The sequence below is a fragment of the Gemmatimonadales bacterium genome, from assembly GCA_036279355.1.
In the GTDB taxonomy this organism is placed as follows: Bacteria; Gemmatimonadota; Gemmatimonadetes; order Gemmatimonadales; family GWC2-71-9; genus DASQPE01.
The window spans coordinates 82,281-101,590 of the sequence record DASUJH010000028.1 but is presented as its reverse complement, the minus strand read 5'-3'; the positions used below and the strand labels follow the sequence as shown (position 1 = coordinate 101,590).

Sequence of the window (19,310 nt, the reverse complement as noted above, 5' to 3'; positions counted from 1 at the left end):
ATACGGTGTCAAGGATATGACGGATGCCCGGCGGGAGCCATAGTGGCGCCGGCGTTACACCGTCCGGAGCTTCCAATGGCCGCGGCGGAAGATCCCCACGCTGAGCAGCGCGAGCGCGGAGAACGCGGCGGTGATCGCCCCGAAGGCGCCGGGCGGGCCGAAGCCGAATCGTACCGCGAGCAGCCAGGCGAGCGGAATCTCCCAGAGCCAAAAGCAGACGAGGTTGAGGAGCGTGGGCGTCCAGGTGTCACCCGCGCCGTTGAACGACTGGGTGAGCACCATGCCATACGCGTACAGCGGGAACCCGAAGCTCACGAGGCGCAGGCAGCGCACGGCGACCGGGGCAACGGCGGGATCGGTCGTGAAGAGGCGTACGATCGGCTCCGCCAATGCCACGAACGCGATGCCGATCGCCGTGAGGAAGACGAGATTGTACGCGGCCGCGAGCCATACGGCGCGCTCGGCGCGGTCGGGCTTCCGGGCTCCCAAACCCTGACCCACCATCGTCGCGGCGGCGTTGCTCAAGCCCCACGAGGGCAGCAGGGCGAAGATGATGATCCGGATGCCGATGGTATATCCGGCCAGTGCGCCGCTCCCGAAGAGCGCCACGATGCGCACGAGCCCGATCCAGCTCGCCGTGCCGATCAGCATCTGCAGGACGCCGCTCGCCGAGAGCCGGACGAGGCGCCAGATGGCGGCGGGATCGATGCGGAGATGGCGGCGCCGAATCGTGAGGCGGCCGCCGGGCCGACAGAGAAAGACGAACTGGACCAACACGCCGAGGCCGCGTCCGGTCGTGGTGGCGATGGCGGCACCCGTCACGCCGAGCCGGGGAAAGGGACCGAGGCCGAAGATGAGACAGGGCCCGAGCACGATGTTCATCGCGCTCGCAAACCAGAGGACGCGCATGGCCACGGCCGCATCGCCCGCGCCGCGGAAGGCCGCATTGATGAGAAAAAGGAAGAGCACCACGGCGCTGCCGCCGAGGAGAATGCGCGTGTAACCGTGGCCGATGGCGATGACCTCCGGCGACGCGCCCAGCAACGCGAGCAGCTTCGGGGCGAGGAGCGCGCCCGTCACGCCGATGGCGGCGGCGAGTGCCACGCCCAACGCGATGCCCTGCACGGCGGCGCGGGCGGCGCCGTCCGGATCCTTCTCGCCGGTGCGGCGCGCGACCGTGGCCGTGACGCCGATGCTTACGCCCACCGCCACCGCGTAGACCAGCGCCATCAGCGATTCGGTGAGGCCCACCGTCGCCACCGCATCGGCGCCAAGGCGCGAGACGAAGAAGACATCGGTCACGGCAAAGACCGACTCCAGCACCATCTCGAGCACCATCGGGACGGCGAGCAGCAGAATCGCGCGGCCGACCGGGCCTTCGGTGAAGTCCTGGCGCGAGCCGCGGACCGCCTCGCGGAGGGCGGACCAGAGGTCGGCGGCGGGGCGGCGAGCGACGGTGGCGGTGGTCATGGGCGGTCGAAAGAGGCGGACGGGCGGACAGGGTGAGCGGCCGCGCGCCGGGCGGGGGAAGATAACCGGGGCCCAGGGGACGGGCTATCATTCGGCGATGATGCGACTCGCGAAGTATGCCTGGGCCGTGCTGGCGTACAACCTGGCGGTGGTGCTCTGGGGCGCGTACGTGCGGGCCTCCGGCTCGGGCGCCGGGTGCGGCAGCCACTGGCCGCTCTGCAACGGCGTGATCCTGCCGCGCACCGAGCGGGTGGCGACGCTGGTCGAGTTCACCCACCGTGTGTCGAGCGGCGTGGCGCTCCTGCTCGTCGTCGGACTCGTGATCTGGGCGTGGCGCACGGCGCCGCGCGGTCACCGGGTGCGCGCCGGTGCCGCGGCGTCGCTCGTCTTCATGCTGGGCGAGGCGGTGCTCGGCGCGGGCCTCGTCCTCTTTGCGCTCGTAGCGAAGAATGCGTCGCTCACGCGCGCATTCTCGCTTGGCGCGCACCTGCTCAACACCTTCCTGCTGCTCGGCTCCATCGCGCTCACGGCGTGGTGGGCGTCGGGCGGACCGCCGGTGCGGCTCCGCGGGCGCGGCGCGCTGCCCTGGGCGCTCGGCGGCGGACTCGTCGCGATGCTGGCGCTCGGCGCGAGCGGCGCCATCACTGCACTCGGCGATACGCTGTTTCCGGCGGGGTCGCTGCGCGAAGGATTCAGACAGGACCTCTCGCCCACCACGCATCTGCTGGTGCGGCTCCGCGTACTGCATCCGGCGCTCGCGATCCTGACGGGGCTCCTGCTCATCGCGGTTGCCGCGTGGGCGGCGCGGGCGGCGGCGCCGGTCGTGCGCAACCCCGCGGGCGCGCCGATGTCGGACGGCGCGACCCCGCGGCTCGCGCACACGCTCGCGGGGCTCGTGCTGCTGCAATGGCTCGCCGGCACGCTCAATGTCGTCCTGCTGGCGCCACTCTGGCTTCAGTTCAGTCACCTGTTGCTCGCCGACCTGGTGTGGATCTCGCTCGTGCTGCTCACCGCCTCCGCACTCGGCGAACGCGAGCCGGAAGCACCGGGCCGCGCCGCGGTGGCGGGGCGCGACATCGCCGCGGGCGGCGTCCTTTCGGGCCGGTAATGCCTCTGCATCCGCGTACGTCCGAACTCATCGAGTATCTCGCGCGCACCCGCACGGACCTGGTCACGGCGCTCGATCAGGTTCCCGCTCCATTGCGCGAGCGGCGGCCGGCGCCGGATGCCTGGTCACCGGCCGAGATCGCGGAGCACCTGCGCGTGGTGGAGGACGGCATCGTGCGGATGCTCAACCGCACGCTCGACCGGACAGACCTCGACGCCCTCGGGCCCGAAGCCGACACAAGCTCCGTGCTCGGCTGCCTCGACCGGTTTCGGCTGCTCGACGCCACGCGGCGGATCGAGGCGCCCGAGCTGGTGCGGCCAGCGGCGGACGTGACGTTCGAGCCCGCGCTCGCCGGGCTCGCGAAGACACGGGACGGCATGATCGCGCTGCTCGCGCGCGTCGATGGGCGCGCGGTCGGATCGATCACCCGGCCTCACCTCCTGCTTGGGCCGCTCACCTTTTACCAGTGGATCGTGTTCGTGGGCCAGCACGAGGCCCGGCACACGCACCAGGTGCGCGCCACCGCGGCGCGGCTCCAGGCGTGAGCGGCGGACGCGGCGCCGCCCCCACGCCCGGCGTCCTCGTGCCGCTCGAGCACGAGTTCGGCTGGACCCGCGCCACCGGAGCCGCCCACGGTCCGGCTCACCGCCGATCGATTCGGTGGAGCAAGGGTGGGTGTCATGGTCGGCGGGATCATGGCCGCGCACCAGCTCGGCGCCGCAGCCGCTGCATATGGTGCCGGGCTCATCCGCACCGAGCTGGGCGACTACGCAGCGGCTTTCTGGGCCGCGGGCGCGCTCTGCCTCGGCATGGCGGTGCTGGTGTTCAGGATCTCGGGCAAGCCGGCGCGGGGCGCAGCGTCAGGGCGGAAGGCCGCTGTGCCCGCAGGTGCGGGAGCGATGGCTTATGGCTCAGCGGAACCGAAGCGAGAGCACCGGGTGCAGCTCGATCTGGTTCGGTGCCGCGCCGCGCTGTTCGTGCTCGCGATCGAAAAAGCCGACGCCGGTGATGGTGACGAGCGGCGCCTCCTCCGAACCCCCGGGCACGGCACCCGACGCCTCGAAGCGCTGCACGACTTCCTGCCGCATCCGTGCAAACGCCTCGGAGTAGCCCGACAGGCAGGCGCCGGCGCACTCGGGGTCGGGGATTTCGGCCACCATGGTGGCCGACGGGTCGCGTGGGCTCGCGAGGATAAGGTGGAAATCGTGGTCGCGCTCGCGCACCCACCCGACGAGCCGCGCCTCGACGCGGTACACCGTCGTTTCGACCGGGGCAATGCGCCGATATGGCGTGGTCTGCGCGGGCGCAGGGATGGCTATCAGGTGATCGATGGTGGTGGCGACGACCGTATCGGTGCGGACCTCGTCGCGACGGCGATCGCTCAGCGTCTTGATGGCCCACCGCTCCGCGCCGCAGCGGCCGCCGCAAGCGGGGACGGGATCGCTACGCCGTGCCGTCCCTTGTGGTACCGCCTGGGGGCCCGAGCGTGCGGACCCCGTCGCGTGGTCGGCCGGCGAGGGCCGGCACGCCGGCACCCAGGGAGCGGCCGCAAGAAGGAAGGCGAGAAAACGGCGGAGCGCCGCGCGATTGGTCATCGGCGCCGCAATCTAGCGCGGTGCGCTGACGGCGGGCGTATCCGAATTCGCCGAGCTGGTCCCCGACCGGCGGCCACACCGGCGGTCGAGCCGTGTATCTTCTGCCCTCTCTCACGCCACAGTCCCGACCCAGGACCCGTCCCCGTTGGCATCGCGCCCGCCCCTCTTTCCCCAGTCCGGCTCCCGCGACACGCCGCCGCCGGTGTCGCGGCCGCGCCGTCCATGGACGGAGATCGCGGCCAGCGTTGCGCTGCATGCGCTCGTCATTACACTGGCCGTGCTGTTGACTCGACCCGATGCGCAGGAGCCGCCGCAGAAACGGGACACAATGCCGCTTGCGGTGCGGGAGCGCGAGATCCCGCTCTACGTGCCCCCCGCGCCGAAGCCGCTGCCGAAGCCGCTACCTCCGCCACCGCCGCCCAAGCCCAAACCACCGCCGCCTGCACCGGAGCCGCCGCCGCGTCCGCGCGAGCTGCAGACGCCGCCCCCGCCCAAGGCGCAGCCGGTGCCCGAACCCGAGGCCAACGCTCCGCCCGACGCCAAGCGCTCGGAGGGCGAAGTGCCCCCGGAGAGCAAGCCGGCCCGGCCCGGCGCGACGACGCCCGAGTCACCGGCCGCCAACCCGGCCGAGCCGGAGGCCGCTGCGCCCAAGCCCACCGACCTCGCGGCCGCGCCGACGCTCGAGTCGGAGGCACGGCGCATCTTCGGCCGCCGCCGTGCGGGTCCGCCGGCCGGCGCCGGGCCGCGCGATGTGAAGCCGCTCGAGAGCCTTCTGCCGGACGACCCCACCAAGTGCGTTCCCAAGCCGTCGGTGCCGGCCGAATCGGCCGGGCCGACGCAGTACGGCGTCGCGGTGGGCCGAGTGTTCAAGGGCGACACCGGACTGCCGCTCGCGGGAGCGCACCTGCAGATGATCGGCACGCCGTTCTCGGCGTTCACCGACGACAACGGGGTGTACCACTTCCGCTTCGACCTGGCGCTGGTGGACAATTGCCGCACGCAATACGTCCGCGTCACGGCGGACGGTTATCGGTCGCGGCTCCTGGTGCTGATGGTTGGCCAGAACGTGCAGAGCGAGGACGTGTCTCTCCAGCGGCACTGAGGACGACGTCGCGGAGCACCTCGAAGTGCCTGGAACCCTCGGGCGTCGGATGCGCCACCGCGGCGACGACCATGTCCTGCGAAGGCGCGACAAGGATGTACTGGCCGGCATAACCGATCGCCATGTACGCGCGCTCGATGACCGACGAAAGCCACCAGAGGTAGCCGTAGCCGTTCCCGTTGGGCGGCGGACCGCTCTCGCTCCACTTTCGGATGCTCTGCGCCACCCACTCGGCCGAGACGATCTGGCGTCCGTCCCAGCAGCCGGCGTTGAGATAGAGGTATCCCAGCTTGGCCATCTCGCGCGGCGAAAGCTCGAGCGCGCTCCCGCCCGAGTTGACGCCGTTCTCGTCGGCAGGCCAGTCGAGGAAGCGCACCGTGAAGCCGAGGGGAACGAAGAGATTGTCGTTCCCGAAGTCGCGCGGCGTTGTCTTGCTCGCGTGGCTCAGGGCAATGGCGAGCAGGTGCGCGTTGCCCGAGCTGTAGTTGAAGCGCGTGCCCGGCTCGGCCACGAGCTTGCGGCGGAGAATGCCGACCGCCTGCCCCGGCGCGTCGCGGAAGTAGTCGGCGGCGTGCGATTCATCCCAATCGAGACCCGACGTCATCGTGAGCAGGTTGCGAACGCTGATCCGGCGCTTGGCGGAGTCGGCATCGGCGCGCGCGAAGTATTCGGGGATGAAGTCGGCGATGGACTGCTCGACGTCGCGGAAGAGATGCCGATCGAGCGCGATACCGATCAGGATGGACGTGACGCTTTTCGTGGCGGAGAAGAGGTCGACGCGGTCCTTCGGCCCGTGGCCGTGGTAGTACCGTTCGGCGACGGCGTAGCCGTGGCGAATGACGACGACGCCGTCTACCGCGGGATAGTCGCGGCCCAGGCGGGTGAGCGCGGCATCGAGGGCGAGCGAATCCATGCCTTGGGTAGAGGGTGACGCCGCGCGCCAGCCCTTGGTGGGCCAGTAGTCACGCGCAATGGGGCACTGAGCGCGCACGGCAGGCGGCGCGGCGAATGCGACGACGGCGGCGACGAGCGATCGCAATGCGAGTCTTCGAAGAAGTATCACTCGACGGTCACCTGGTAGTCCCGCCCTTCCCACGTATCCGCCTCGAGCCAGTACAGCGTGAAATCCACCCGCGCGCCGCTCGGCAGCTCGGCGGTCGGCAGATCGGCCACGTGTGTGCCGACGCCGGTGTCGCGGGTATCAGTGTCGCGCACGTCGCGCCAGCCGTCGTGGCCCCAGTGGATCCGGGCCGGCGCGAGCACGTCGACCCGCAGGACGCGGCCCCGCGGCATGCTGCGGATCCGCTGGTTGAAGCGCCAGCCGGCGAGGTGCGTACGCGTGTCACCCACGGCGTATCGCTGCTCGGCCGCGAGCGGGCAATCGAACACGCGGCCATCGGAGAGCGAGCGCCGGAGCTTCACGTACTCGGCGTGGGCCCAGACGAGCGGCATGGCGGAGCCGGTCGGGCGGCCGCAATAGAGCTCGCGGGCGGGAATGTCAGCAGCGCCCCAGATCTGCTCCGGAAGCAGCCCGGTATCGCTCGCGAACCGCTCCATGGCGCCGAGCAGGCGTTCGGCGGCGTCGCGACGACCGGCGGCCAGCTCGTAGTGGCCGCGCTCGCCCGTGAGCAGCGGCCAGAGGCGCCCGATGCCGGTGCCGTCGAAAGCAGAACCGTCGGCGTGTTCGCCGTAGCCGTCGCCGTTGTAGCGGTGCCAGCAGGGGCCGAATGGCGTGTCGACCTTGAGCAGCGCGTCGACCACCTTTACGGTATCGGCAATGCGCGGGTCGTCGGCCCGGCGCAGACCGCACCGCACGAGCGCCAGCGCGTCGGGGCTCACCACGCTCGCGTACGGCACCTTGGCTTCGCCCGCCGGTCGGTTCTTGATCGCGACGAAGCCGGCCGCGGGCGAGGCGGCGTCCGAGCTTTCCGGCGGCGCCACGCGCACGTAGTACCCGGCGACGCCGATCCGGCGCGCGAGGTCATCGCCGGCGACGTACGTCCAGCGCTCGACATTCGCGTTCCAGAGGTCGGCGGTCTCGCGCAGGTAGGTGGCGAGCGACGCTTCGCCCGCCCACTCGGCCAGGTCCGCCGCAACGACGAGCGCCGCGATCTCCACGGCGAGCGTGAACGGTGAGTAGCCGGCCTCCTCCTCCCAGCGATCCTCCTGCGTGACCGGCCCGTTCCGCACGATGTAGGCGGCGGCGCGGCGCACCATCGGCCAGAAGCGTTCGACCGTTCCCTGCGGAAGGCCCAACTCGCGGCGGGTGAGATCGATCAGCAGAATGGGCAACGCCGTTTCGTCCATCTGGACGCCGTCCCAGTACGGCGTGCCCGCGTGCCACATGTTCTGCGGCCAGTGGCCGTCGGCATCCTGCGTGATCTCGAGATACTGGAGCACGCGGTGTGCGCTGCTGCGGGCGCCCGCGGCGAGCAGGCCGCCCGCCGCCTCGGTGAGGTCGCGCGGCCACACGAGGTGGTAGCCGCCCATGTCGGAGTCGCCCTTGTCCTGGCCCCAGGGAATCGACAGGCTCGCAACGACGGCGCCGGGAAAGGCCTTCGATTCGTGGGTCTTGATGACGGCGGCGCTCGCGCGGAAGAGATCGCGCGGCCGAGGGTCGAACTCGTCGAGCGGAATCAGCTCCGCCTGCCACGCCTCCCACTCGCGCTGGTACGCGGCGGCGGATGCCTCGACCTCTTCGAGCAGCGCCGCGAGGGCCCGGCTTCCGGCCTCGGCCGGCGAGTCTCCGAAGCCGAGTACGAGGGCGAACTCGCCGGCCTCGGCGTCGAGGTCGATCTCGCCGGTGAGCGCGACGTTGCCGTTCTCGGCCCGGCGATACGTGGCGTCGAGCCGGCCCTCGCGGGTGAGCGATTGCCATCCGTCCGACGTGCCGACGAAGCCGGCCGAGCGGGCCCGCCACGGCCCCGAGCAGGCGAGCGCCAGCGCGAGCGGACCGCGCTGGGCAAAGAGCATCGGGCGGCCCTTGTGATCGCCAACCCAGGCGGTGTTCCCGGCGCCCGCGTTGCCCAGATGCGGCGCCAGTACGGCAAAGAGGCGGTAGTCGCGGAGCGTGCCCTTGAGCGGCGTGAAGCGGGTGCGCTGAACCACCGCGTCGCGGAGCGGATCGGCGAGGATCCGCTTCTCGATCCTGTAGCGGCCGTCCTCGCAGGTGTTGACGATCCGGTAGAGCGGCACGCCCGGCGCCGCCACCGTGATCTCGTGGATGGCGTGCCGCTTTTCTTCGGAGACGAATCCGTCGGTGTCGGTCACGATGAAGCCGAGATCGCGCACGCAGGCGACGTCGTTCCGCGGGTAGTAGATCTCGTTGAACACGCCGTGGCTCAGCGTGAACCAGACGCGGCTCGCGGTGGTAAGTGCGGTGCCCACGCCCGACTTGGCGCTCGAGGTCCAGCGCGCCGGTATGCCGGGCCAGCCGGGGGCGTATTCCTGTGAGTCGGTCATTTCGGGCGCTCCGCCCTATAATACCACAGGGTGACGCGCGGCCGTTCGCGCCGCGCCGCTACACGCGCCATTCCGCTCGGGACGGTGACATGCTGCTGGCCGGTGACATCGGCGGCACCAAAACGGAGCTTGCGATCTTCGATCCGGCGAGCGGCCCGCGCCGGCCGCTTGCGCGCGCCGAGTTTCCGAGCACGCAGTATACGGATCTGCCGACGCTCGCGCGCGAATTTCTCGCAACCCCCGCCGCCATTGCCACCGGCATCGGCGTTCGGCGCGCATGCTTCGACGTGGCGGGCCCGGTGCTCGACGGCCGGGCCAAGGTGACCAATCTGCCCTGGCGGCTCGACGAGATCGAGCTGTCCGGCGCACTCGGCCTCGAATCGGTGCATCTCCTCAACGATCTCCACGCGATCGCGATCGCGGTGCCGGGGTTGGGCCCCGGCGACGTGCACACGTTGAACGCGGTGCCGGCGGCGCCGGGCGGTGTCATCGCGGTGATCGCCCCCGGCACGGGCCTCGGCGAGGCGTTTCTCGTTCCGGACGGCGCCCGTTACCGCGCTTTTCCCTCGGAGGGCGGCCACGCGAGTTTTGCGCCCACCACGCCCGAGGAGGTGGAGCTGCTCAACGATCTCATGAAGCGCGTCGGGCACGTGAGCTGGGAGCGGGTCTGCTCGGGAATCGGCATTCCGAATCTCTACGACCACCTGCGCGACCGGGGCCACGCGGCGGAGTCGCCCGAGCTGGCCGCAGCGCTGGCCGCGGCAGCGGACCGCACACCGCTCATCAGCGCGGCAGGGCTGCGCCAGCCCGAGCCCGACCCGCTCGCGGCGGCCGCGTTGGATCTCTTCGTCGCGATCCTCGCCGCCGAAGCGGGCAACCTCGCGCTCAAGGTGCTGGCGACCGGCGGCATCTACCTCGCGGGCGGGCTCCCGGTGCGGCTCCTCCCCGCGCTGGTGGAAGGCCGGTTCATGCGTCAGTTCGTGCGGAAGGGGCGCTTCGGCGAATTGCTGGCGGGGCTGCCGGTGCACGTCGTGATGCAACGGGCGGCGCTCATCGGCGCGGCCACGCGCGGCCTCGAGCTCGCAGCGGCGGAAGGCGCCGCGGACGGCGCGTTTCCGCACAGCTAAAGGAGCGGGCGGATGCAACTGGGCATGATCGGCCTGGGGCGAATGGGCTCCAACATGGTGCGGCGGCTGCTCCGCGCGGGACACCGGTGCGTGGCCTACGACATTCACCCCGACGCGGTGCGCACGCTCGAAGGCGAAGGCGCGGCGGGAGCGGCCTCGCTGGAGGAGTTCGTGAAGCGGCTCTCGCCGCCGCGTGCCATCTGGCTCATGGTGCCGGCGGGGATCGTCGATCGCGAGTTGGCGGCGCTCACGCCGCTGCTTTCCCCGGGCGACGTGGTGATCGACGGCGGCAATTCCTACTATCTCGACGACCTGCGCCGCGCCGCCGAGCTGGCGCCGCGTGGCATTCACTACCTGGACGTGGGGACGAGCGGCGGCGTGTGGGGGCTCGAGCGCGGCTTCTGCCTCATGATCGGCGGCGACGACGACGCGGTGCGCCGGCTCGATCCGATCTTTGCGGCGCTGGCGCCGGGCGTGGGCGCCGCGCCGCGCACGGCCGCGCGCGCGGACGCCCGCGGTGCGCAGGCCGGCACAGCATCGCCCGGCACCGCCGAGCACGGCTATCTGCACTGCGGGCCGCCCGGCGCGGGGCACTTCGTCAAGATGGTCCACAACGGAATCGAATACGGGATCATGGCGGCCTATGCGGAAGGCTTCAACCTCCTGCACCATGCGGATGCCGGGCTTCGCGCGGAGGCAGGTGGCCGCGCGGCCGATGCGGAGACGACGCCGCTCCGGCACCCGGAGCACTACCGCTATACGTTCGACCTGGCGCAGATCGCCGAAGTCTGGCGCCGAGGGAGCGTGATCGGATCGTGGCTGCTCGACCTCACGGCGCGCGCGCTCGCGGCGAGCCCCGACCTCGCGCGCTTCGGCGGACGGGTGTCGGACTCGGGCGAGGGGCGCTGGACGATTGCCGCCGCGATCGACGAGGCGGTGCCGGTGCCGGTGCTGAGCGCGGCGCTGTTCGGGCGCTTCAGCTCGCGCGGCGAGGCGGACTTCGCCAACCGGCTGCTCTCCGCGCTCCGGTACGAGTTCGGCGGGCACCTGGAAAAGGACGCGGGCTAGGAGGCCGGGATGACGGCGCAGTCGGACGCATTGGTGGTCTTCGGGGTCACCGGCGATCTCGCGTACAAGCAGATCTTCCCCGCCCTGCAGGCGATGATCCGGCGGGGGACGCTCAACGTGCCGATCCTGGGTGTGGCGCGCTCGGGCTGGACGCTCGACCAGCTCCGCGATCGCGCCAGGCAGAGCGTGGAGGAGCACGGCGGCCTCGACCCCGCCGCGTTTGCGCGGCTCTCGGCGCTCCTGCAATACGTCGACGGTGACTATCAGGACGCCGCGACCTACGACCGGCTCCGCGTCGCGCTCGGCGACGCGCAGCGGCCGATCCACTATCTCGCGATCCCGCCGAGCCTCTTCGGAACGGTGGCGGCGGGCCTTGCGGCGTCCGGTTGCGCGCGCGACGCGCGGGTGATCCTCGAGAAGCCGTTCGGGCGCGATCTCGATTCCGCGCGCGCGCTCAACGCCACGTTGCACCAGTTCTTTCCCGAGCCCGCCATCTTCCGCATCGATCACTATCTCGGCAAGGAGCCGGTGCAGAACCTGCTCTACTACCGGTTCGCCAACTCGTTCCTGGAACCGGTGTGGAACCGGAATTACGTCGACGAAGTCCAGATCACGATGGCGGAGAGCTTCGGCGTGCGCGGCCGCGGGAAGTTCTACGAGGAAGCGGGCGCGATCCGCGACGTGGTGCAGAACCATCTGCTGCAGATTGTGAGCCTGCTCGCGATGGAGCCGCCGGCGGGCGGCGACACCGAGTCGATCCGCGACGCAAAGGCGCAGGCGTTCCGCACCATGCGGCCGCTCGAGGCAGCCGACGTGGTGCGCGGGCAGGTCGTGGGCTACCGCGCGGAGTCCGGTGTCGCGCCCGACTCGCAGGTGGAGACGTTCGCAGCGGTGCGGCTCCGGCTCGCCTCATGGAGGTGGGCAGGCGTGCCCTTTTTCATCCGGGCGGGCAAGTGCCTGCCGGTGACGGTGACCGAGGTCTGGGTCGAGCTCAAGCAGCCGCCGCAGGCGCTTTTTGCCGATCTCGGCATGACACCGCCCAACCATTTCCGCTTCCAGCTGAGCCCGCACGTGGTGCTCTCGCTCGGGGCCCGGGCCAAGCGTCCGGGCGAGATGATGGTGGGCGAAGACGTCGAGCTGGTCGCCTGCCACGACCGCGCGGACGAAATGATGCCCTACGAGCGGCTGTTGCGCGACGCGATGCGCGGCGACCAGATGCTCTTTGCGCGGGAGGATTCGGTGGAAGCTGCCTGGCACGTCGTGGGTCCGGTGCTCGGCTGCTCCACGCCGCTCTGCCCCTACGAGCCGGGCACGTGGGGACCCCCGGCGGCGCGCGCACTGGTGGACGGGACCGGCGGCTGGCACGACCCGACGCCGTACGATCCCTGCGAATGACCGGCACCGCGGCAACGGGGGAGCCCATGCGGCGGGCCACGCGGCGGGTGATTCTCTTCGACGTGGATAACACGCTGCTCGACAACGACGCCGCGCAGGCGGACTACCGGGCGTATCTCACCCGCGAGTCAGGGCGCGACGCGGCGGACCGCTACTGGGCCATCTTCCTCGAGCTGCGCGCAGAGCTGGGCTACGCCGACTATCTGGGCGCCTTCCAGCGGTACCGCCTCGAGCCGCTGCACGATCCACGGCTCCTGCTCATGTCGTCATACCTGCTCGATTATCCATTTGCCGACCGGCTCTATCCCGGTGCGCTCGACGTGGTGGCGCGCTGCGGGCGCCTGGGCGAGACGGTGATCCTCACCGATGGCGACGTCGTGTTCCAGCCCCGCAAGGTGGATCGCTCGGGAATCCGGCGCGCGGTGAACGACCGGGTCATGATCTGCATCCACAAGGAGCTGGAGCTGGACGACGTCGAGCGGCGCTATCCGGCAGCGCGCTACGTGCTGATCGATGACAAACTGCGCATCCTCACCGCGGTGAAGCGCGTGTGGGCAGAGCGGGTGACCACGGTGTTCGTGCGGCAGGGACACTATGCGCACGATCCGGAGGTGCTCGCGAGCTATCCGCCGGCGGATCTCGCCGTCGATCGAATCGGTGACGTGGCCGGGCTGGATTTCGATGGCTGAGCCGCGCGGCGGGGACCCGGGCGCCGGTGCGCCGCGGAGCGCCGAGTCGCGCGCCGAGCTCCAGCGGCAGGCGGCCGAGCGCGCGGTGGAGCTGATCGAGCCGGGGATGGTGGTGGGGCTCGGAAGCGGCACCACGGCGGCCTTTGCCGTGCGCCGGATCGGGGCGCTGCTTCGGGACGGCGCGCTCCGGGGCGTTGTGGGTGTGGCCACGTCCGCTCTCGTGGCGCGCGAGGCCCGGACCCTCGGCATTCCGCTCATCGGGCCCGACGATCGGCTGGCCGTCGACATCACGATCGACGGCGCCGACGAAGTGGACGACAATCTCGACCTCATCAAGGGCGCGGGCGGCGCGCTGCTGCGGGAAAAGATTGTGGCGCAGGCGAGCCGGCGCGAGGTCATCGTGGTGGACGCGAGCAAGCTCTCACCCCAGCTCGGCACCCGCGCGCGCCTTCCGGTCGAGGTGGTGCCGTTCGGCTGGCGCGCGCAGGTCGAGTTTCTCGACGGGCTCGGTGCGCGGCCGGTGGTGCGCTGCGGGCCCGGCGGCGCCCCGTATCTCACCGACGAGGGCAATCTCGTGGTCGATTGCGCCATCGGGCCGATTCCGCGGCCGGCGGAGCTCGCGGCCGCGTTGGCCGTGCGGGCGGGCGTTGCGGCGCACGGGCTGTTCCTCGGGCTCGCCACCGATGTCATTGCCGCTGGGGAGGATGGGGTGGTGCACATGACGAGCGCCTCCTCGTCGCGCACGTGAGCGCGGTGCGGGTTGTGCGCGACGCGGCCGACCTCGCGCGGACAGCCGCGGAACATGTCGCGGCCCGCGCCGCCGAGGCGATTGCGGCGCGTGGACGATGCAATCTGGTGCTCGCCGGCGGCGAGACGCCGCGCGCGGCGTACGGGTTGCTCGCGAGCGAGGCGTTTGCCGGCCGCGTTGACTGGGGTCGCGTGCAGTTCTTCTGGGGCGACGAGCGCTGCGTGCCACCCGACGACCCACGCAGCAACTACCGCACGGCGCGTGAGGCGCTGCTGGATCGAGTCCGGGTCCCGTCCGAAAACGTCCACCGCATCCGGGGCGAGGATGATCCGACGGGGGCCGCCGCCGCATACGACCGCCTGCTTCGCGACATGCCGGGGCGCTTCGATCTCGTGCTCCTCGGCATGGGCGCCGATGGGCACACTGCGTCGCTCTTTCCGGGCCATGCGGCTGTGCGCGAGCGGGTGCGCCTCGCGCTGGCAGAGCGGATGGAACCCGTGGACATGTGGCGCGTGACACTCACACCGCCCGCGTTCAACGCCGCGCGCGATGTGCTCTTTCTCGTGGCCGGCGCCGGAAAGGCGGAGACGCTCGCGCGCGTGCTGGAAGCCCCGCGCGAGCCGGAGCTGCTGCCAGCCCAGAGCATCGCGCCCGCGCAGGGCGAGCTCACGTGGCTGGTGGACGCCCAGGCGGCGGCCCGGCTCGCGCAGACGGCGCGGGGCTGAGCGGCGCGCGCAGCAGGCGCTAGATTGAGCGGCGATCCCGGAGCGACAACAGTGACATCATCGGCCGAGCGCCCATGACTCTCGTGGTCCGAGCCAGTTCCCGGTGTGTTGCCACGCTCGCGTTCATTGCAGGGGCCGCTCTGGGCGCGTCGCCGCTCCGTGCCCAGGACGAACCCCATTCGCGCTGGGAGCTGACCGGCTTTGGCGGCTACTATTTCGGCAGCACGCTCTACTCGGTGGCAGCCACGAAGGGAATCATCGTCAAGGCTCGGAACAAGCTCACCGGCGGCGCCCGGCTCACTTATTATCTCTCGAGCGGCTTCGGGGTCGAGGCGAGCTACACCCGGATAACACCGGGCGCCACTCTGGTCGACTCGGCCGCGGGAACGGAGCAGAACGACGGCAGCATCAACATCGACCAGGCCGACCTCGATCTCATTTTCGCGTACTCATCGCCCATCGAAGCGCTGTACCTCGCGATCGGGGGCGGCGTCACGGTATTCGAGCCGGAGGTCGGCGGCACCAACCCAGCCAATCCGGAGAGCCACGACACCCGCTTCGCGGCCAACGCCGCGCTCGGATACAAGCGGTGGCTGTCGGGGCCCATCGGCTTCCGGGTGGAAGGCCGGCTTCGCGCCACGCGCACCGGCGGCTCCGAGGCGCTCTTCAGCGACTCCGGCGGCAGGGAGTACACCTATCGGCGAGGGGTCTATACCAGCGGCGAGCTTACGCTCGGGGTGATGGTGGGCTTCTGAGCCGCGCCGCGAGCCGCCTCGGCGCCACCAGCCGGTAGCTGTCCTCGAGCAGTCCGGCGAGCTCCCGCCAGTCCACCCGCCCATCCAGCCACACGCCGATCCAGCCGCTCGGCCCCACGTACGGCGGTACGAAGAATCGCGCGGGCGCCACCTTCACCATGAGCGCCTGATTGCCCGGTGCGGCCTTGCACCAGACTGCGGGCCGGCCTCCGCCGTGATGGGAACGGGCGCTCGCGTACATGGCGAAGAGTTTGTTCCGCACCCGGAAGGTGGGCGCGCCCCATGCTTCGACCTCATGACCTTCGGGCAGCGCGAGGCAAAGGCGGCGCAGGCGGGCGAGCGGGCCGGACGGCATGGCAGCCAGGCTCCGTACTGGTTGGGCGGCGGTGAGCGCGCGATCTCAGCGCACGAGCGCCAGCACGAACGCCGCCGCGGCGAGCACGAGCGCTGCCGCGCCGAGCCCGAATGCCCAGCGCATGGCGCGGCGGTGGCCGCGCTCAAATGTCGCGAGCATCTCGCGCCCGCGCTCGTCGAGCTCGCGGCGCCCCGCGTCGATCCGCTCGAGCGCCGAGCGTTGCCCGGTCTCCTGCGCCTCCATCCGCTCGGCCAGCAGCGCCATTTCGCCTTCCAGCCGATCCTGTCCCTCCGACATCCGCTCCCAGAGATCCGCCATCGGCGACGGTGCGGCCCCGCCCGGCTGCTCGAAGAGCGACTGCGACATCACCTCGCCCGCCGCGATCACCTCGCGCATGCCCTGCTCGAAGTGGCGCTGGTGGATCCGCTTCGCGGCGTCGGGGCCGGGCTCGATCGTGGCGAGCTGGGCCGCCTTGAGCACCGCGTTCTTGATGTCGCCGCCGCTCCGCGCGAACTCCTCGGCGAGGGCCTCGAAGTTGACGTCATCGGCGAGCGGGGTCTTCCGCGGGTGGAGCTGCGCCCGCCAGATCCGCGCGCGCTCCTCGATGCCCGGCAAACCGAACAGAATGTGGGTGCGGATCCGCCGCTCGAATGCCGGATCGATGCCGGCGGCGAGATTGGTGGCGAAGATGACGACGCCGCCGAAGCGGTCCAGCTCCTGAAGCAGCACGTTGACGACGGTGTTCGCTTCGCGCTCGGAGCCGGCGGCCGCCGCGGCAAACCGGCGCCCCGCAATGGCGTCGGCCTCGTCGAAGAAGAGCACCGCGTCCTGCCGCTCGGCCGCGCGGAAGACGGCGGCCACATGCTTGCTCGTCTGGCCCACCCAGCGGCTCTCCAGCTCGGCGTAGCGCACCACGAGCAATTGCCGATTGAGCGCGTACGCCAGCGCTTCGGCGCAGATCGTCTTGCCGGTGCCCGGCGGTCCGGCAAAGTGGAAGGCGAGGCCGAGCCCAGCGCTGTGCCGCTCGCCCAGGCCCCATTCGCGGAAGATGAGATCGTGCTTCCGGACGAGGGCGAGCGCGTGGTTGAGCGCGCCCATCGTATCGGGTGGAAGCACCACGTCTTCGAACGTACGGCGCGGGGCGATGACCTCGACCAGCGCGCGGGTGGAGGGGCCGCCGAAGAAGAGCTCGCGGATCGACTCAGCCATGCCCGAAGTATAGGGCGATACCGCCTCTACCGCCCTTGTCAGCAGACTTCACGGATCGAGCAGGCAAGTGCGTCGATCAGGTGGGTGATTTCCGGGTCGGCAATCGTGAGCGGGGGCATCAGCACGATCACATCGCCGAGGGGGCGGAGGAAGACGCCATGGGAGCGGGCGGCGCGGCAGACCTGCATGCCGCGGCGCTCGGCGGAAGGGAACGGTGCTTTGGTGGCGCGGTCGGCGACGAGCTCGATGCCGGCGGCGAGGCCGTACTGCCGTATGTCGCCCACGGCGGGGAGCGGACGCAGGCGCTCGAGCTCGGCGGAGAGATGCGCGATGGTGCGCGGCAGGCGATCGACGATGCCGTCGCGCTCGAAGATGTCGAGCACGGCGTGCGCGGCCGCGGCGGCGAGCTGGTTTCCGGTGTAGGTGTGGCCGTGGAAAAAGGTGCGGCCCTCCGCCGGCGGACCCAGGAACGCGCCGAAGATGCGCTCGGTGGCGAGCGTCGCGGCCATCGGGAGATAACCGCCGGTGAGGCCCTTGGCGAGGCAGAGGAGATCGGGTGACACGCCCTCGCGCTCCGAGGCGAACATCCGGCCCGAGCGGCCGAAGCCGACGGCGACTTCATCGAGGATGAGCAGCGTGCCGGTGCGGGCGGTGATCTCGCGCACGCGCCGGACGAAGCCTTCAGGCTGCACGATCATGCCCGCGGCGCCCTGCACACCGGGCTCCATCACCACGGCGGCGAGCCGGTCGGCGTTGGCGAGAACGAGGCGTTCGAGCTCGACGATGCACGCCTCGCTCCAGCTCGCGGCATCGTGACCCGGAGGGCAACGATAGCCGTATGGCGAAGGCGCGCGGATCGTCTCGAAGAGAAGCGGGCGGTAGCGCTCGTGGAACAGCTCGATGCCGCCCGCCGATACCGATCCGATCGTGTCGCCGTGGTACGCGCTGTCGAGCGTGAGGAAGGCCGAGCGCGCGCGGTGCCGGCCGCCGTCCGCCTGTTGCCAGTACTGGTAGGCGAGCTTGAGCGCCACCTCGACCGCGGTCGATCCGTTGTCGGAGAAGAAGACCCGAGGGAGGCCCTCGGGTGCGATGTCGATCAGACGCTTCGCGAGGCGCACCGCCGGCTCGCTGGCGTGGCCCAGCAGCGTCGAGTGCGCGATCCGGCCGAGCTGTTCGTGGATGGCGCGGTCGATCTCCGGACGCCGATGGCCGAAGAGATTGCACCAGAGCGAGGCGACGCCGTCGAGATAGCGGTGCCCATCGGCGTCGATCAGGTAGTGGCCGTCGCCGGCCACGACCATGAGCGGATCTTCGCTGCGGTAGACGCTCTGCGGCGTGAACGGATGCCAGAGGTGGGCGTCGTCCCAGGCGTTGAGCTGCGCGCGCTCGGCGGCGTCGCTCATGCGCCCGGCAGCAGGTCGCGAAGCGCGGCGAGCAGCGCGTCGATGTGCTCGGGCGTGTGCGCCGCGCTCAGCGTGATGCGGAGCCGCGAGCCTCCCGCCGGTACCGTCGGCGGCCGCACGGCGCCCACGAGAAAGCCCCGCTCGGCAAGCCGCCCGCCGAGCCGCACGGTGCGCTCGGCACCGCCCAGGACGAGCGGCACGATGTGACCGGGGCGCTCGCCGGGCGGGAGGCGGGCGTCGCATGCGCCTCCCAGCCGCTCCAGCCCCTCGCGCAGTTGCGCCGCGTGGGTCCGGAGCCGCTCGCGGCGCCATGGCTCCGCGCGGGAGATCGCGAGCGCCGCGAGCGCGCCTGCTGCGAGTGCCGACGGCGGCGCCGTCGTGAAGATGAAGGAGCGCGCGCAGTTGAGCAGGAACTCGCGCAGCGTGGCGCCGCCCGCGACGAACGCGCCGGAGACGCCGAGCGCCTTGCCCAGAGTCCCGAGCGTCACTTCGATCTCGCCAGCGAGCTCCCAGTGCTCGGCGCTCCCGGCACCGCTGGCGCCGAGTACGCCTGTCGCGTGGGCGTCATCGAGGTAGATCCACGCATCGTGCGCGTGCGCGAGTGAAACGAGCGCCTCGAGCGGGAAGAGATCGCCGTCCATCGAGTACACGCCTTCCACCACGATGAACCGGCGCCGGTAGTGCCGGCCGTCGGCGGCGAGCATCGCGCCAAGCACGGCGAGATCGGCGTGGGGAAAGGGCCGGACCGTGGCGCGCGAGAGCCGGCAGCCGTCGATGATCGACGCGTGGTTGAGCGCGTCCGAATAGACAACGTCGCCCCGGCCGGCGAGCGCCGGGATCGCGCCGGTGTTGCCCGCGAACCCCGAGCCGAAGAGCAGCGCCGCCTCGGCGCCCTTGAGCCGAGCCAGCTCGCGCTCGAGCTGCTCGTGGAGCGGGTGGTTGCCGGAGATGCTGCGCGACGCGGCGGCGCCGGCGATCCCGACTTGACTGCCGCCGCCGCGCAACGCGCGCGCAATGGCACCCGCCACGCGCGCGTCGGTGGCGAGCCCGAGGTAGTCGTTGGACGCGAAGTCCAGTGCGGGCCGCCCATCGACCAGCA

The 19,310-nt window shown here is 71.2% G+C and carries 18 protein-coding genes; 10 read left to right on the top strand and 8 right to left on the bottom strand.

The features are described from left to right. Positions 1–54 precede the first annotated feature (54 nt). Complete coding sequence (locus tag VFW66_07975) at positions 55–1,470, bottom strand: MATE family efflux transporter (protein HEX5386618.1); 1,416 nt, start codon at positions 1,468–1,470, stop codon at positions 55–57. Positions 1,471–1,567: 97 nt separating this feature from the next. Here VFW66_07975 and VFW66_07970 point away from each other — a divergent pair, with 97 nt between their 5' ends. Together VFW66_07970 and VFW66_07965 are read left to right on the top strand one after the other, a co-directional pair. Beyond that, positions 1,568–2,578: a COX15/CtaA family protein gene (locus tag VFW66_07970; protein HEX5386617.1), complete on the top strand. Its 1,011-nt coding sequence runs from the start codon at positions 1,568–1,570 to the stop codon at positions 2,576–2,578. Then, positions 2,578–3,123 (top strand): DinB family protein, encoded by a 546-nt coding sequence (locus VFW66_07965; protein ID HEX5386616.1) that lies wholly within the window; start codon positions 2,578–2,580, stop codon positions 3,121–3,123. The genes VFW66_07970 and VFW66_07965 overlap by 1 nt, the downstream gene beginning before the upstream one ends. 366 nt (positions 3,124–3,489) lie before the next feature. Here the strand turns inward: VFW66_07965 and VFW66_07960 are convergent, their stop codons facing one another. Next, the gene (locus VFW66_07960; protein ID HEX5386615.1) at positions 3,490–4,173 is read right to left on the bottom strand and encodes a hypothetical protein; all 684 of its coding nucleotides are present in this window, start codon (positions 4,171–4,173) and stop codon (positions 3,490–3,492) included. Between the two features lie 145 nt (positions 4,174–4,318). Between VFW66_07960 and VFW66_07955 the strand changes: the two genes are divergently transcribed. Next, entirely contained in the window at positions 4,319–5,275 is a 957-nt protein-coding gene (locus VFW66_07955; protein HEX5386614.1) for a hypothetical protein, read from the top strand. Here VFW66_07955 and VFW66_07950 read toward each other — a convergent pair. Both VFW66_07950 and VFW66_07945 read right to left on the bottom strand, forming a co-directional pair. Continuing rightward, positions 5,187–6,314, bottom strand: coding sequence for a serine hydrolase (locus VFW66_07950; GenBank protein ID HEX5386613.1), 1,128 nt, complete (start codon positions 6,312–6,314; stop codon positions 5,187–5,189). The genes VFW66_07955 and VFW66_07950 overlap by 89 nt on opposite strands. Positions 6,315–6,334: 20 nt before the next feature. Further along, positions 6,335–8,737, bottom strand: a complete 2,403-nt coding sequence (locus VFW66_07945) for a glucan 1,4-alpha-glucosidase (GenBank protein ID HEX5386612.1) — start codon at positions 8,735–8,737, stop codon at positions 6,335–6,337. Between the two features lie 89 nt (positions 8,738–8,826). On the opposite strand from VFW66_07945, the gene glk reads away from it, so the two are divergent. The 7 genes from glk (at position 8,827) to VFW66_07910 (ending at position 15,244) form a co-directional block, all read left to right on the top strand. Further along, complete coding sequence (gene glk, locus VFW66_07940; protein HEX5386611.1) at positions 8,827–9,864, top strand: glucokinase; 1,038 nt, start codon at positions 8,827–8,829, stop codon at positions 9,862–9,864. Between the two features lie 12 nt (positions 9,865–9,876). Next, on the top strand, positions 9,877–10,932 hold the full coding sequence (gene gnd / locus VFW66_07935; GenBank protein ID HEX5386610.1) for a decarboxylating 6-phosphogluconate dehydrogenase: 1,056 nt from the start codon (positions 9,877–9,879) through the stop codon (positions 10,930–10,932). 9 nt (positions 10,933–10,941) lie between these two features. Then, entirely contained in the window at positions 10,942–12,327 is a 1,386-nt protein-coding gene (gene zwf, locus VFW66_07930) for a glucose-6-phosphate dehydrogenase (GenBank protein ID HEX5386609.1), read from the top strand. Then, a complete protein-coding gene (locus tag VFW66_07925; protein ID HEX5386608.1) occupies positions 12,324–13,016 on the top strand; it encodes an HAD family hydrolase in 693 nt (230 codons plus the stop codon). The genes zwf and VFW66_07925 overlap by 4 nt, the downstream gene beginning before the upstream one ends. Further along, the gene (gene rpiA / locus VFW66_07920; protein ID HEX5386607.1) at positions 13,009–13,764 is read left to right on the top strand and encodes a ribose-5-phosphate isomerase RpiA; all 756 of its coding nucleotides are present in this window, start codon (positions 13,009–13,011) and stop codon (positions 13,762–13,764) included. Before VFW66_07925 ends, rpiA begins: the two co-directional genes overlap by 8 nt. Then, positions 13,761–14,489 carry a 6-phosphogluconolactonase gene (gene pgl, locus VFW66_07915; GenBank protein HEX5386606.1) on the top strand — a complete coding sequence of 243 codons (729 nt, stop codon included), beginning with the start codon at positions 13,761–13,763 and terminating at the stop codon, positions 14,487–14,489. Before rpiA ends, pgl begins: the two co-directional genes overlap by 4 nt. Positions 14,490–14,563: 74 nt before the next feature. Then, positions 14,564–15,244, top strand: a complete 681-nt coding sequence (locus tag VFW66_07910; GenBank protein ID HEX5386605.1) for a hypothetical protein — start codon at positions 14,564–14,566, stop codon at positions 15,242–15,244. Here the strand turns inward: VFW66_07910 and VFW66_07905 are convergent. From VFW66_07905 to VFW66_07890, 4 genes are read right to left on the bottom strand one after another with little or no spacing between them, the layout of a single operon-like run. Then, positions 15,216–15,599, bottom strand: a complete 384-nt coding sequence (locus VFW66_07905; protein ID HEX5386604.1) for an MmcQ/YjbR family DNA-binding protein — start codon at positions 15,597–15,599, stop codon at positions 15,216–15,218. The two genes, VFW66_07910 and VFW66_07905, sit on opposite strands and share 29 nt — an antisense overlap. 45 nt (positions 15,600–15,644) lie before the next feature. Next, positions 15,645–16,808: an ATP-binding protein gene (locus VFW66_07900; protein HEX5386603.1), complete on the bottom strand. Its 1,164-nt coding sequence runs from the start codon at positions 16,806–16,808 to the stop codon at positions 15,645–15,647. 38 nt (positions 16,809–16,846) lie between these two features. Next, positions 16,847–18,211: an adenosylmethionine--8-amino-7-oxononanoate transaminase gene (bioA, locus tag VFW66_07895; protein HEX5386602.1), complete on the bottom strand. Its 1,365-nt coding sequence runs from the start codon at positions 18,209–18,211 to the stop codon at positions 16,847–16,849. Further along, complete coding sequence (locus VFW66_07890) at positions 18,208–19,287, bottom strand: 8-amino-7-oxononanoate synthase (protein ID HEX5386601.1); 1,080 nt, start codon at positions 19,285–19,287, stop codon at positions 18,208–18,210. Before VFW66_07890 ends, bioA begins: the two co-directional genes overlap by 4 nt. Positions 19,288–19,310 lie beyond the last annotated feature (23 nt).

Bases quoted from the DNA above. Each gene is read 5' to 3' on its own strand.
- gnd (HEX5386610.1), top strand. From the start codon at position 9,877: ATGCAACTGGGCATGATCGGCCTGGGGCGAATGGGCTCCAACATGGTG.
- zwf (HEX5386609.1), top strand. From the start codon at position 10,942: ATGACGGCGCAGTCGGACGCATTGGTGGTCTTCGGGGTCACCGGCGAT.
- VFW66_07975 (HEX5386618.1), bottom strand. From the start codon at position 1,470: ATGACCACCGCCACCGTCGCTCGCCGCCCCGCCGCCGACCTCTGGTCC.
- bioA (HEX5386602.1), bottom strand. From the start codon at position 18,211: ATGAGCGACGCCGCCGAGCGCGCGCAGCTCAACGCCTGGGACGACGCC.
- VFW66_07900 (HEX5386603.1), bottom strand. From the start codon at position 16,808: ATGGCTGAGTCGATCCGCGAGCTCTTCTTCGGCGGCCCCTCCACCCGC.
- VFW66_07965 (HEX5386616.1), top strand. From the start codon at position 2,578: ATGCCTCTGCATCCGCGTACGTCCGAACTCATCGAGTATCTCGCGCGC.
- VFW66_07970 (HEX5386617.1), top strand. From the start codon at position 1,568: ATGATGCGACTCGCGAAGTATGCCTGGGCCGTGCTGGCGTACAACCTG.
- VFW66_07945 (HEX5386612.1), bottom strand. From the start codon at position 8,737: ATGACCGACTCACAGGAATACGCCCCCGGCTGGCCCGGCATACCGGCG.
- VFW66_07960 (HEX5386615.1), bottom strand. From the start codon at position 4,173: ATGACCAATCGCGCGGCGCTCCGCCGTTTTCTCGCCTTCCTTCTTGCG.
- glk (HEX5386611.1), top strand. From the start codon at position 8,827: ATGCTGCTGGCCGGTGACATCGGCGGCACCAAAACGGAGCTTGCGATC.
- VFW66_07910 (HEX5386605.1), top strand. From the start codon at position 14,564: ATGACTCTCGTGGTCCGAGCCAGTTCCCGGTGTGTTGCCACGCTCGCG.
- rpiA (HEX5386607.1), top strand. From the start codon at position 13,009: ATGGCTGAGCCGCGCGGCGGGGACCCGGGCGCCGGTGCGCCGCGGAGC.
- VFW66_07905 (HEX5386604.1), bottom strand. From the start codon at position 15,599: ATGCCGTCCGGCCCGCTCGCCCGCCTGCGCCGCCTTTGCCTCGCGCTG.
- VFW66_07925 (HEX5386608.1), top strand. From the start codon at position 12,324: ATGACCGGCACCGCGGCAACGGGGGAGCCCATGCGGCGGGCCACGCGG.